Below are 13456 nucleotides of genomic sequence, written 5' to 3' on the forward strand. Positions count from 1 at the left end.
TATTTTTTTGCATCTGGTGAAATTGACATACAGAAGAAAAGAGGTTATTATTAATTAACATAATGTTAATAATTTTTAACATATTGTTAAATAAATCATCCTTTAAGAAAGGGATTTCAAATGGAGATTAAAAATCGAATTAAGGTATTACGGGCAGAAAGAGACTGGACACAAAAGGATTTGGCAGAGAAGTTAGGTGTGACTCGTCAAACTGTGGCAGCGATTGAAAATGGTAAATATTCTTTGTCTTTAAAATTAGCCTTTCAAATTGCTAGGACATTTGAAGTTGATTTGTATGACGTATTTCAAGAGGTCGACAAGGAGGAACCACAATGATGACGACGATCATTCTTTATTCTTTGATTATCCTTTCTATTTTAAGCACGGCCTTTCAATTTAAGAAAAACCGTGAATATAAACATGATGAACGAGGTCAATTTATTCTAGCGAAAGCAGGAAGTTTTTCTATTGTAGGTGTTGCTTTAGCTTATCTATTAGTTGTTATCATTCAATCTTTAGTCCATCAATTTTCATCTCCAACAGAATGGTTTTATATAGCGATTACTTTTATGTATGTATCAAGTGTTTGCGCAAATACAATCGGCATCATCTATTGTGAAAGAAAATATTAATTTTCATCGAGGGATGTAGGCTAGAGTTCTTCATCATGAAGGGAAGAGAAAACCAATGAAAAAAATATTGAGAATCATGCTGATCTCCATAGGCACCATTATCACGGTCATGGTTGTTTTTCTAGCTACTGTTTATTTTGTAAACCTCATTAGTAATGAACGGGAGAAGGGGAAAATAGAAGCTTATGGGCAAAAGGTCTTGGTGGATGGGAAGCAAATGAATGTGCTCATTCAAGGCGATGGGAAAGAAACGATTGTACTTCTCCCAGGCTATGGAACTGCTTCACCAGTGCTAGATTTTAAGCCTCTAGTAGATGAATTATCACCTTATTATAGAGTCGTAGTGATTGAACCATTTGGATATGGTTTAAGTGACGATACAGATAAAGTACGGACAAGTCAAAACATTGTAGATGAGATTCATGAATGTTTGCAGAAGCTTAACATTAAAAAGTATACGTTGATGGGTCATTCGATCTCTGGCATTTATGGATTAGAATATGTGAATCAATATGAAAAAGAAGTCCAAGCGTTTGTTGGAATTGACAGCAGTGTTCCTAAGCAGGAGGATGCAGATGAATTGCCAGTCTCCAGCTTACAGCTGCTTCATCAATCCGGCTTTTACAGATTGATAGTGAAAGTGAATCCAGATCAACTGTTGATGCCTAAAGTGGATGATCAAACGAAAGATCAGATCAAAATGCTGACCTTTCAAAATTTCTTGAATGAAAGCCAAGCTAGTGAGGCAGAAAACTTTAGAAACAATTTTAAAAACGCTCAACGATTACATTTCCCTAAGAATCTCCCCGTTGTTTTCTATCTAGCGGATCAAACGGAGAAAGAAACACCAAGCTGGAAACCAATGCATGAAGATCTACTGAAAAATGTAGATCACGGAAAAGTAGTTACTTTCAAAGGCGGCCATTATTTGCATCATACGAAATCGAAGGAACTCGCAGCTGATTTTAGAGAATTTTTATCTAACATCGAGAGTCACCGTTAGTAATATACCTTCCCCGCATCATCTAGTTACCCAAGTTTATTGAACAATATTTTCATTTTCTGGTGTTAAAAAATTTACAATTTGAACTTGAAGAGACCGTGTGAGCGGTCTTTTTTTTATTCTATACAAATCTTTAAGAACAGTTTATAATGAAAAATACAAATATACATACCAACGGTCGGTATGTAAAAGGGGGCGTTTTATTTGGCCAGAAATAAATATCCAGAAAAGACAATCAAGCAAATTTTAGATGTGTCGACGAAGCTGTTTCAGGAAAAAGGATTCGAAAAGACGAGTTTGCAGGATATCATCCAAGAATTGAACATGTCTAAAGGGGCTATTTATCATCATTTTAAATCGAAGGAAGAAATATTACGTGCCGTGATGGAGAGGCAATTTCGTCATGCGACTGAGAAGCTTGAAGATCTGATTAAGCATACAGAGGCAGCGCATGCAAAAGAGAAGTTACAGCGTATTTTAGAGCAGCTAGTGGCAGATTCAAAATCTCATTCGATTGATGGGATCTTGGTTGACCAGATCAAAAATCCGCAATTTGTGGTTGAGGGAATGAAAGCAGGCGTAAATCAGGATGCGCTAAAAATCAAACATCTTATTCTTGAAGGAATTGAGGATGGTTCGATAAAGACTGCATTTCCTGGTGAAGTGGCAGAAGTGTTTATGCTTCTCGTCAATATATGGCTGAACCCAACGCTATTTGCTCGTGATGAGCAGGAAACTAGCCAGCGTTTACTGTTTTTACAACAGATGATGAAAGGTCTCGGAGTGGATGTGGTGAGTGATCTATTTATTCAAAAGGTCACAGCGCATTATGCTGGGATTGGTGGTTATGATCAGCCAAGAACCTAAATGGTCAGAAAAGAGTCAAAAGCAAAATTCATTTCATAGGAGGATGCCTTATGCTTCACTTCGTAAAACTTGAGCTAAGAAAAAGCCATATGAAACATTATATTCAAGCTAGTATGATTGTCAGTATTGTACTGCTGGTGTTTATTTATTTTGTCGCGTTTGTTGCACAGGTTGAACAGGAAATAGGTTTTCAGCAATATCAGAATATCTATTTGTTGACCAGTATAGTATGGATGATCTTTTTTTCGATCGTCACAGCCATGATGTATTGTCGAGTAATAGTGACTGCATTGAAAGAACATGAACCTCATTCATCCAGTATGAAGTCATCCCTCCTTTCGAGAATGGTTTGGATGCTTTGCTTTTCTACAATTGTCATGCTGTGTAGTATCATTCCGTCATTTGTTGTGTTTAGTGTCACTGAAACATTCTTCCCTATTGTTCAAGATGCACTGACAGCTGATGTGATGTTCACTGTGATCAAAACGTACCTAGTGTTTACTTGTTGTATCAATGGTATTGGCATGATTGCGATGAGAGTGGGGGTAATGAAGAGGTCTACTTTCATGACCATTCTGACTGCGATTGTTCTATGTGCTGTTTTAGGAAACGTATTAATCGCTGTTTATGGAAATGATCAAATGAATTTCATTTTGTCAGGAGTCATGATGATAGCTGTCCTCATTGTGATCTTGGAATTATGGGGCCGCATGACCCGGCTTCAAGCGAGATAAGCGAGTATACAAGGAGGGAGACATATGGAGCATACGATTCAAATTGAGCAATCGGTCGTAGAATTATCGTTGGATTGGTTGCTCGGAGAGGTGTGTATTCAACACCATGACCGTCCTTATCTCATCATTCGTCAAACGGCCAATCAAGTGTTTCCAAATCGTTATTTGATGAGTCATCAGGTAAAGGATGGGCGATTGTTCATTAAAGATAGACGGAAAAAAATACTCAGCTTAGGGCTTCAACTTTATAAAACTGATGTCGCTATTTTTCTCCCTAAACGACAATTACAGTCCATTTCCATTCGTTGTAAAGGAGCAAATCTTCAGGCAGAGAGACTGAAGGCGGAAAATGTCTCTTGTCATTTAACTTCCGGTAAAACGATGCTATCAGGTGACATCAAGCATCTCCATTTAGAGACAGTAGGTGGGCTTATTTCTAGTCGGCAACTGACCGCACAAAGATTATTACTGCACGCCACATCGTCAAAAGTTGAGTTAACGGGTGCCTTTTCGGACGTTGATCTGCATGTAACAGGTAGAAGGATGCAGATTCATTCTACAAACATGCTAAATTCACTTAAATCTACTTCAACCGGAGCAAATGTCAAAGTGGCGATACCGGAAAATGATGGATTTACTTGTTATGTAAAGAAAAGATCCGGCGCTTTCCGGAATGACTTTTCTTGTCATCGAGAGAAGGACAAAATGGTGCATAAAAATGGACTGCGATTCTTTGAGGTTGATATAAGAGGCGGTCAGTTCTTATTAAGTCATCAGCTTTGAAGTGACTTTCACCCCTTGGTTCAATATATCAATATAAAACAATTTGAGCATCTCTTTATGTCGGAATATTTTGATAATAGTGTTTCCCTCAAAAAAACAATTGTATTTTAAGGGTAGATTTATTATGATAATATACATCGAAAGATTGATGTTTCTCAATCAGAATGAACATTCTGATTTTTATTTTTTATGTTGTTTGTTGATGAGGGGGAAGAAAAGTGGCTCAAAAGGAATTAAAGAGAGGGTTAAGTGCCCGCCATATTCAAATGATCGCACTTGGCGGCACGATTGGTGTTGGCTTATTTATGGGGTCAGCCAAGGCCATTCAATGGACAGGTCCATCGGTTCTTCTCGCGTACGCAGTATGTGGTATCTTTATCTTTTTTATTATGCGTGCGATGGGAGAAATGTTATACGTTGAACCGAGTACAGGTTCATTTGCTACATTTGGTCATCAATATATTCATCCGCTTGCGGGGTATATGACAGCTTGGAGTAACTGGTTCCAGTGGGTCATTGTCGGGATGTCGGAAATTATTGCCGTAGGCGCTTATATGAAATATTGGTTTCCGGAGCTGCCAGCGTGGATTCCAGGATTAATTGCGATGATTATTTTGGGAGCGGCCAACTTGATTTCGGTTAAATCGTTCGGTGAGTTCGAATTTTGGTTTGCAATGATCAAGATTGTGACGATTATTTTAATGATCATTGCAGGTCTAGGCATTATTTTCTTTGGATTTGGAAATGGCGGGACGCCTATTGGCTTGTCTAATCTGTGGGCGCACGGCGGGTTCTTTACAGGTGGATTTACCGGATTCTTGTTTGCATTGTCGCTCGTCATTGCTGCCTATCAGGGTGTAGAGCTGATTGGGATTACAGCAGGTGAAGCGCAAAATCCAGAAAAGACGCTGACCAATGCCATCAAAAGTATCATCTGGCGTATTTTGATTTTCTATATCGGTGCGATCTTTGTCATTGTGACAGTGTATCCTTGGGATCAGCTGAATACCCTTGGCAGTCCATTTGTGGCGACGTTTGCGAAAATTGGGATTACAGCAGCCGCTGGTATTATTAACTTTGTCGTCATTACAGCAGCGATGTCCGGCTGTAATAGTGGGATTTTCAGTGCGGGACGTATGCTTTATACATTAGGTGTGAATGGACAGGCGCCTGCTTTCTTCACCAAAATTTCAAAGAATGGTGTGCCGTATTTTGGGACATTCGCTGTGCTGATTGGTCTAGCGGTAGGAGTTGTCCTCAATTATGTTGCGCCACCAAACATTTTCGTCTATGTGTATAGTGCGAGTGTACTTCCTGGTATGGTGCCATGGTTTGTGATTTTGATTAGTCATATCGGCTTTAGAAAGGCGAAGGGATCTGCGCTTGATCAGCATCCATTCAAAATGCCGCTAGCGCCGTTTTCTAATTATCTTACAATTGGTTTCTTACTAATGGTGCTTGTATTTATGTTCATTAATCAGGATACGCGTATTTCTCTGATTGTGGCAATTGGGTTCTTAATTGTAGTAGCGCTTAGCTTCTATGTCTTTGGGATCGGGAAACGGAAGCCGATCGAAACAGCTTCTTCTGATCAAACGGTAAAATAATCAAAGGCCTTGCGGGATGGGACCGCAAGGCTTTTTTTGTTTAGAGTGAAGCTTTTACACGGTTAAAGACATCTGGAAAGTTGGTGAAAAGACCGGTGACGCCGTATTGCAGTAGACGGGTCATATCTGCTTCGCTATTTACCGTATATGGGTGGAGGAGGAGTCCGTGACTTCTGACCTGCTGTACGTTTTCAAGTGTCAATGCTCTAAAATTCGGTCCGACACCCACTGCATAAGATTTGATGAAATCGAGCTGATCATCTGTGATGGACGTCATTTGAGTTCTGTCTAATAGCTGTACTTTTGGAAGGCGTGGATCTAATTTCTGTAGTTTTAGCAGGCTGTCTTGACTAAAGGATTGGATAATGACCTGCCCTTTTCTTGTGTGTTTCCCGAGAAGATGATGTTTTTTTAGGGTCGCCAATAGTTTTTCTTCCATTTGCGGATAGATGTCTGGTTTTTTTGTTTCAATATAATAATTTTCTCGTTTACCGAAATAGCGCAGCACTTCATCTAATGTGAGGACTCGCTGTCCGATATAGTTGGCGTTTTGTCTGTCGGGATTGACTTCATTAAACCAAGTACCAGCATCAAGCTGTTTGATTTCGGCAAGTGTGAGGTCTTTGATCCAGCCCGTTCCGTTTGTGGTGCGGTCAACGGTTTCATCGTGCATGACGATGAGATGTCCATCCTTTGTCATTTGAAGGTCGAGTTCGAGGTAATCCGCATTCATCTTTGTGGCGAGTTTGTAAGAAGCCAGGGTATGCTCTGGTGCATACCCTGATGCTCCGCGATGTGCAACGGTTAGAATACGATCTGGAGATAAAAGATGTTCATGTGCTGATACGGTGGTCGGCACCCAAGCAATAGACAGTAAAGCAAAAGAGAGCAACACGAAAGCAAGTAATCTACTTTTCTTCATATTTTATCCTCCTTTTACGGTAACTGCCTCCATCATAAGAAATAGATGTAAAGGGCATGTTGGGCGGATATGAATCTTTTATGTGATTTTCATTAAGCTTGCTCTACGCGCTTCCCTGTATTCCAAGTCATCGCTAGGAAGACAATTGCAAGCACACAAGAACCAACCAATAAAATGAAGCCTCCTGTCCAGTCGTAATGATCCACGACGACGCCCATCATCGCATTGGCGAAGGCAGAGCCGCCAATATAACCGAAGAAGCCTGTGAGTCCAGCCGCAGTGCCAGCCGCTTTTTTAGGAGCGAGGTCAATGGCTTGAAGTCCAATGAGCATGACAGGTCCGTAAATTAAAAAGCCGATGCTGATGAGGGCAATGTTATCGACCATTGGATTGCCAGCAGGGTTTAACCAGTAAACAAGCACCGCAATTAACACCCCAGCCATAAAGAGGACGCCTGCTGGTGCACGGCGGCTTCTAAAGAAGCGGTCGCTGATCCAGCCGCACAATAATGTGCCAGGAATGCCTGCATATTCATAAAGAAAATATGACCAGCGTGAATGCTCTGGTGAAAAGCCCTTTGCTTCTGTTAAGTAGGTCGGCGCCCAGTCCACGACACCGTAACGGACGAAGTACACAAAGACGTTGGCAATGGCGATATACCAAAGGAATTTATTGTTGAGTACATACTTAAATAAAATCTCTTTCACTGTTAATTCTTTTTCTTGATCTTCATACTGCTGTGCCGGATAGTCATTGCGATATTCCTCAATTGGCGGAAGACCAGCGGATTGCGGGGTATCCCGGACGAGAAGAATGATCACGAAGGAGACTATAATAGCAATGATGGCAGGGAAGAAAAAGATACTTTTCCACGTCGCAAACAGCACGATCCCTAAGGTGATGAGCGGTGCAAGAATTCCCCCGCCAATATTGTGAGCGACGTTCCATATGGACATTTTCGTTCCGCGTTCACTAACCGAAAACCAATGCGCCATCGTCCGTCCGCATGGCGGCCATCCCATGCCCTGGAACCAGCCGTTTAAAAACATGAATAAGAACATGATCCATACACTTGACGTCACCCATGGAAATGAGACAAATAGGATATTGATAAGGGCTGATAGAAAGAGTCCGGTGGCTAAAAAGTATCTTGGGTTACAGCGGTCTGAGATCATCCCCATGATGAATTTACTAAAGCCATAGGCGATAGAGACAGCTGCGAGTACAAAGCCTAATTCACTTTTCGTGAACCCTTCTTCCTGTAGATAAGGAATAGCAAAAGCGAAATTTTTTCGTAGCAAATAGTAGCCCGCATACCCGATAAAGATGCCTAAAAAGACTTGCAGCCGCAGCCGCTTATACGTCTCATCTGTCTTGGCATCATCGAGCCTGTCGATATGCGGAGCGGGTTTAAACCATTTGAACATAAAGATCCTCCTCTTGTCGTTGTCCGATTGACTGAAGCAAAAGTACGAGATCAGCGTTTGATCTTGTACTTTTTAAGAGACAAAAGAATTGATAACGCTTTCTTTTGTACTCCCATCATATCGGATGGAAGAGACGTTTATGATGAGGCTTTTGTCATTATTTTGGAAAAATAGTTCATCAAGTAACGAAAAAAAAATCCGCACAATGGCGGATTTTTCTTAGCTGTTACAGAGACACATTAATTTTCGCAGATTTCTTTAGTTTTTCAATTTCTTTTTGTACTTCTTTCTGCTTTTCTTGGGATTCTAGCTGTTTTTTAATTTGTGATTTAACCTCTTTGTACTCTGGTGCTTTTTGCTTTTGTTTTTTCATTTCATCCGCGTATTGATCATAGTACGCTTTGACATCCTTTTCAGAGACGGAGGCTGATTTGATTTCTTTGTCGACATACTGGCTGTATTTGATGCTGTCGGCAATGTCACTTTTCAGCTGATCCATGGTGAGTCCGCTTTTCTTAAGGGCTTCTTCAAATTGAGCGTTGTCTTTGAATTGTTTCTTTTCTTCTTTTAGCTGTTTATCTACCTGCTTGTCAGAGGCTTTGATGCCCTTCTTCTCAGCATCTTGCAGAATGAGCTCTTGACCTACGAGCGCATCAATGGTTTGTTTCTTGACTGCTTTTGCGCCTTCTTTAGATGTTGGATCCTGACCAGATTGCTGAAGCTGTCCTTGAATAGTCGATAAAGCGCTATTATATTCATTACCTGTGATTTTGTCTTGGTTGACGGTCGCAACGACCTTTTGATCATCGATTTTTTGTGCGTCTAATTTCTTTTGCATCTCTTCCATTTGCTTTTGCTGTTCTTTTTGGTCAGCCTGTGTTGTCTCCTTGCTTTTGGCTGAATCGTTTTGCTTATCTTGTTTGGCATCGTTTGACGAGCAGGCTGCAAGCCCAACAGATAACAAACAAGCGATGAGTGTGTATGATACCTTTTTCATCATTTTCTCTCCCTTCGGTATGAGAACATCTAGTGCGCATTCTAACCGTTTTTTAGGAAAAATAAAACCGTACAGACAATTTGTTAGCGGATTGACATGTTTTTTATCTGTTTGTCCTCATTTTGTCTTCTCATAGTCATCTTGTGACAGACTCAATCGTGGAATAATTGTTCCATCGCTTCGTCGATATTGGTGATTGGCTGGCGGCAGCTGTAGTTTTCACAAATATACACGGTGGTTTTGCCATCGATCGTTTTGTAATCTTTTGTAAAGGGCGCGAGTTTTGCTAATTCCTCCCCTGTTTCGGCAGTCAATATGATATCAAATGGCATGAAGCGTTTTTGAAGCGCCTGTAAAAGCTGTTCTTTTTGAGGGTCGCCGTTTTTTCCGAGAATGATGATTTCTCTTTTCGTTGCATATTGAGCGAGGAGCCCTTGCAGAAACGCTGTGTGCCCGCTTGGATAGGAAGAGACATCGACATAAAAGGCTTTGAACATCTGCTCTAATGTGTCCAGCCAATCCTGACGTCCGGTCAGTCTGCTTAGCATGAGAAGCTGCTTGAGTGCGGTGCTGTTACCAGAAGGCATGGCGCCGTCGTACACTTCTTTTTCTCGAACGATGAGCGCTTCCGCATCTGATCCTGAGAAGAAAAAGCCCCCTTTTTCCTTGTCCCAAAACAGCTCAAACATGTTCTTGGCAATGGCTGTCGCTTTTTCCAGCCATGCTAATTCAAAGGTCGCTTCGTATAAAGACATATACGCTTTTAGCATATGAGCATAATCCTCGATAAAGCCTAGGTGCTTTACGTCACCTTCTCTATATCGGACCATGAGACGATCATGTTGGACGAGGTGTGTTTCTAGAAAAGACATCGCCTGTTTCGCCATACGGATGGCTTCCTCTGCACCAAATACCCTTCCTGCTTTGGCGAGAGATGAGATCATCAGTGCATTCCATGATGTGAGTACCTTGTCATCGACAAGCGGTGCGGGTCGCTGCTGTCTGACAGATTGTAAAATGTGCCGAGCCTCTTGCAGCTTAGACTGAAGCGCATGGTCATCAATCGAAAAAGAGGCTTTGATGTCATCAAAAGAGGTGGAAATGGTATGAGGGATGTTCGCCCCTTCAAAGTTCCCCTCTTCTGTGATGTGATAGACAGCGCAGAATAATGCGCCGAGGTCCTCGTCTAAATGAGTCATGATCTCATCTTTTGACCAAACGTAATATTGTCCTTCTTTCCCTTCAGAATCTGCATCTATCGCTGAATAAAAGGAGCCGCCCGGATTCATCATATCTCGCTTGATAAAGTGGATCAGGCGGTGGACAAGCTTTTCATATTCAGGTTGTTGAGTGAGCTGATACGCTTCAGTGTAAGCTTCCATCAGCAAGGCGTTATCATACAGCATTTTTTCAAAATGAGGCACAAGCCATTTTTCGTCTGTTGAATAACGAGAAAAACCTGAACCGACATGGTCGTATATACCGCCATTTGCCATTCCATCTAACGTTTTCATGACTGCATATAGCGCATTTTCCTGCCCAGTCCATTCGTAATAGCGCATCAAGAATGAAAGCATATGAGGTGCAGGAAATTTTGGCGCGGAGCCGAATCCGCCGTGCAGCGTATCAAAGCTGCTCATGAGCTGATAATAGGCTTTGTGGATCGCCTCTTGAGTGAGCGTACTTTCTGTCTGCCCTGCTGCTTTGATTCGCAGATTATTTGTCGCCTTCTCTGCCAATGATTCGATATGATCGCGGTCGTTGTGATATGCGTCCCGCAACTGTGTCAGTGCCTCGATGAAGCCAGGACGCCCGTAAGCACTTCTCTTTGGAAAATACGTCCCCGCATAAAAAGGCTTTTGATCAGGCGTGACAAACACATTCAACGGCCAGCCGCCTTGCCCCGTCATCATCTGACAAACAGACATATACATCGAGTCGATATCTGGACGCTCCTCACGATCGACTTTGATCGAAATGAAATGCTCATTTAAGATGTCAGCGACTTGCTGATCTTCAAAGCTTTCGTGTGCCATGACATGGCACCAGTGACAAGTGGCGTAACCGATGCTGACAAGCACTGGCTTATTTTCACGCTTGGCTTTGTCAAAGGCTTCTTGCCCCCACGGGTACCAGTGAACTGGGTTGTGAGCGTGCTGAAGGAGGTATGGTGATTTTTCAGTGATGAGTGGGTTGGGTGTTTGGTTGTTTGGCATGGGTCACCTTCTTTCTAACTATTATTTTATTCAAAGAAAGAATTGGAAAGCGTTTATTCAAAATATACGTAAAATTTTACTATTGAAAACGAGACATTCTCCTTTTGAAGCATGTCAAAATTTATAGATTCAAGATCAGATCTAAATTTAATACTCAAGAAACAAAAAACACTTCACATTTTAAACTGGTATCTACTTTTTATCATTATATATCATCTGAAAATCCATATGGATTAGAGATTGCAGTGAACCACCAATTCGATTCTGAACCAAGTTTTAGACCTATTTGTGTATATAGTTCGTTCGATTTATTTTTTGCATTATAATAGTTATCTATTGTGAAATTTTTTTTGAATTGATGATTAAGCCTAATAATTTTTTTGAAATAAACATATCCTAAACCTTTAATTTCAAAATAATGTTTTATAAGTAATTCTTGTGCATAAAAATGATCTGTATGCCCTAATAGTTGATATAGTTGAGTAAATATAAGGGGTCCTTGTATGTACTCGTCTACTTTATAAGAATTAATTTTAAGTTTTTTGCAAAGCTGAACATAATCCAATAACAACGTATTGCAAAGAGCTATCTCTTTATCAATTCTCTTTTTAGAGATAGTATCAGGTTCTTTATTAATCAGCTTGAAATAATCCATTATTAATTCTGGTTTTGCATACTGTAAATTAGAACCAATTTTTTCTAATATCATTCTGAAAATCTTTTTTGGATTCTTGGACAACCATGAAAACTCTAAAGGTTTTATCTCAATATTTCTAGCATGTACAAACTCCCCAATTATATAGTTCTCTATTTCAAAAATTACAGGCGAGTATAAATTCTGAAGAGACTCTTTATTATATTTTATATCTTCCCTTTTTCGGGAGAAATGATGCGAAAATAATTGGGCTGTAGAAGCAGCACCAAATCCTGCAAAGATTGTTATAATTGTTTTAAGATCTAATTGTTCGAAAAAATTATCCATAACATCACCTGTTCTTGTTAATTATCTTATATTTCTTTTTTGGAAAGAAAAAGCTATTTACATATAAGCAAACATTATATACCTTTTACGGGTATCCATTTTGTTGCGCCTTTTTATTCATCCTGTTAGAGTAAAATAATACCACAAAAGCGTATTTTAACTACTCATTTTATAGATTTATAGCAGTAACATGAACCTTAATTCCATTTTTATTTCATTTTAGTTGTGTTTCGCTCCTTATTCTGTTTATCAAGGGAATATGTGCTCTAGGAAGGAGCAAGTGTATAAAGAGCAGGAGTTACTGTGACATTTATCTAAGTAGCTTTTTTATACTCAATCACCATGTTTGACTAAATACCTCTAAGGGTATACTATCTGTCATAGAAAGAATAGAAAGGAGTGCTTATACATGGAATATAATCAGCAGATGAAGAATCGTCTTCGTCGGATTGAAGGGCAGATTAAAGGGGTTCTTGCGATGATGGAGCAGGGCAAGGATTGCCGTGAGGTGGTCACGCAGCTGTCTGCATCACGTAATGCCATTGATCGGGCAATGGGTGTGATTGTGAGTACAAATCTTGAGCAATGTGTTCGTGAAAGTCTTGAACAAGGCAAGGATACGGAGGGTCTTGTGAAAGAGGCAGTTGAGCTATTGGTGAAAAGCCGGTAAGAAATTCCTCAGCCTTTGGAGGTTGACGGATTTTTTTACTTGATGTAATATACCCTTACCGGTATATGTATATATTTTTTATTTTCTATATACCCCCATAGGTAATTGTTGAAGGAGGAGCAGAATGGAAGAACAGAAAAAACGCACGACGATTGTGTTATTTAGTGGAGATTATGATAAAGCGATGGCAGCTTACATTATTGCCAATGGTGCAGCAGCCTATGATCATGAGGTGACCATTTTCCATACGTTTTGGGGGCTGAACGCCTTACGTAAGGATGAGATGGTACCGATGAAAAAAGGATTTTTAGAAAAAATGTTCGGCAAAATGATGCCGCGCGGGGCTGATCGTATGGGGCTGTCCAAGATGAACTTTGCAGGAATGGGGCCGAAAATGATCAAGCATGTGATCAAAAAGCACAACGCCATGACCTTGCCGCAGCTCATTGAGATGGCAAAGGAGCAGGATATTAACCTCGTGGCATGTACAATGACGATGGATCTTTTAGGATTACAGGAGAAAGAACTATTAGATGACATTCAATATGCCGGTGTAGCGGCATATTTAGCAGAGGCTGAAATCGGACGTGTGAATTTATTTATCTAGTGAGGTGAA

The 13456-nt window shown here is 40.5% G+C and carries 14 protein-coding genes and 1 pseudogene; 9 read left to right on the forward strand and 6 right to left on the reverse strand.

All coding sequences use genetic code 11. The features are described from left to right. Positions 1-120 precede the first annotated feature (120 nt). From MKY83_RS01180 to MKY83_RS01210, 7 genes are all read left to right on the forward strand, one after another. Positions 121-336, forward strand: coding sequence for a helix-turn-helix transcriptional regulator (locus MKY83_RS01180; protein WP_003217221.1), 216 nt, complete (start codon positions 121-123; stop codon positions 334-336). Continuing rightward, the gene (locus MKY83_RS01185; protein WP_003217102.1) at positions 333-632 is read left to right on the forward strand and encodes a hypothetical protein; all 300 of its coding nucleotides are present in this window, start codon (positions 333-335) and stop codon (positions 630-632) included. Before MKY83_RS01180 ends, MKY83_RS01185 begins: the two co-directional genes overlap by 4 nt. Positions 633-687: 55 nt before the next feature. Continuing rightward, the gene (locus MKY83_RS01190) at positions 688-1635 is read left to right on the forward strand and encodes an alpha/beta hydrolase (protein WP_342487954.1); all 948 of its coding nucleotides are present in this window, start codon (positions 688-690) and stop codon (positions 1633-1635) included. Between the two features lie 204 nt (positions 1636-1839). Beyond that, on the forward strand, positions 1840-2502 hold the full coding sequence (locus MKY83_RS01195) for a TetR/AcrR family transcriptional regulator (protein ID WP_221450775.1): 663 nt from the start codon (positions 1840-1842) through the stop codon (positions 2500-2502). 50 nt (positions 2503-2552) lie between these two features. Continuing rightward, positions 2553-3236 carry a bacitracin ABC transporter permease gene (locus tag MKY83_RS01200; protein ID WP_268483256.1) on the forward strand — a complete coding sequence of 228 codons (684 nt, stop codon included), beginning with the start codon at positions 2553-2555 and terminating at the stop codon, positions 3234-3236. Between the two features lie 24 nt (positions 3237-3260). Beyond that, positions 3261-4019 (forward strand): DUF4097 family beta strand repeat-containing protein, encoded by a 759-nt coding sequence (locus MKY83_RS01205; protein ID WP_342487955.1) that lies wholly within the window; start codon positions 3261-3263, stop codon positions 4017-4019. A 218-nt stretch (positions 4020-4237) separates the two neighbouring features. Beyond that, a complete protein-coding gene (locus tag MKY83_RS01210; RefSeq protein WP_268454124.1) occupies positions 4238-5626 on the forward strand; it encodes an amino acid permease in 1389 nt (462 codons plus the stop codon). Between the two features lie 40 nt (positions 5627-5666). On the opposite strand, the gene MKY83_RS01215 is transcribed toward MKY83_RS01210, so the two are convergent. The 6 genes and pseudogenes from MKY83_RS01215 to MKY83_RS01240 all read right to left on the reverse strand — a co-directional run bounded on the left by MKY83_RS01215 (position 5667) and on the right by MKY83_RS01240 (position 12170). Continuing rightward, on the reverse strand, positions 5667-6548 hold the full coding sequence (locus MKY83_RS01215) for a glycerophosphodiester phosphodiesterase (protein WP_268454125.1): 882 nt from the start codon (positions 6546-6548) through the stop codon (positions 5667-5669). Positions 6549-6640: 92 nt separating this feature from the next. Next, positions 6641-7975, reverse strand: coding sequence for a glycerol-3-phosphate transporter (glpT, locus tag MKY83_RS01220; RefSeq protein WP_050943401.1), 1335 nt, complete (start codon positions 7973-7975; stop codon positions 6641-6643). 226 nt (positions 7976-8201) lie between these two features. Then, positions 8202-8972, reverse strand: a complete 771-nt coding sequence (locus MKY83_RS01225) for a SurA N-terminal domain-containing protein (protein ID WP_106038474.1) — start codon at positions 8970-8972, stop codon at positions 8202-8204. 152 nt (positions 8973-9124) lie between these two features. Further along, complete coding sequence (locus tag MKY83_RS01230) at positions 9125-10612, reverse strand: thioredoxin domain-containing protein (protein ID WP_326848231.1); 1488 nt, start codon at positions 10610-10612, stop codon at positions 9125-9127. A gap of 84 nt (positions 10613-10696) precedes the next feature. Next, positions 10697-11188 (reverse strand): annotated as a pseudogene (locus tag MKY83_RS01235) (thioredoxin domain-containing protein); the annotation flags it as partial. A gap of 205 nt (positions 11189-11393) precedes the next feature. Further along, a complete protein-coding gene (locus MKY83_RS01240; protein ID WP_113386658.1) occupies positions 11394-12170 on the reverse strand; it encodes a hypothetical protein in 777 nt (258 codons plus the stop codon). Between the two features lie 409 nt (positions 12171-12579). Here MKY83_RS01240 and MKY83_RS01245 point away from each other — a divergent pair, with 409 nt between their 5' ends. Together MKY83_RS01245 and MKY83_RS01250 are read left to right on the forward strand one after the other, a co-directional pair. Further along, entirely contained in the window at positions 12580-12840 is a 261-nt protein-coding gene (locus MKY83_RS01245; RefSeq protein ID WP_003217059.1) for a metal-sensitive transcriptional regulator, read from the forward strand. A 124-nt stretch (positions 12841-12964) separates the two neighbouring features. Then, positions 12965-13447 (forward strand): DsrE/DsrF/DrsH-like family protein, encoded by a 483-nt coding sequence (locus MKY83_RS01250; RefSeq protein ID WP_003216959.1) that lies wholly within the window; start codon positions 12965-12967, stop codon positions 13445-13447. Positions 13448-13456: the final 9 nt, after the last annotated feature.

Source organism: Bacillus sp. FSL M8-0266, assembly GCF_038613425.1.
GTDB lineage: Bacteria > Bacillota > Bacilli > Bacillales > Bacillaceae > Bacillus > Bacillus pumilus.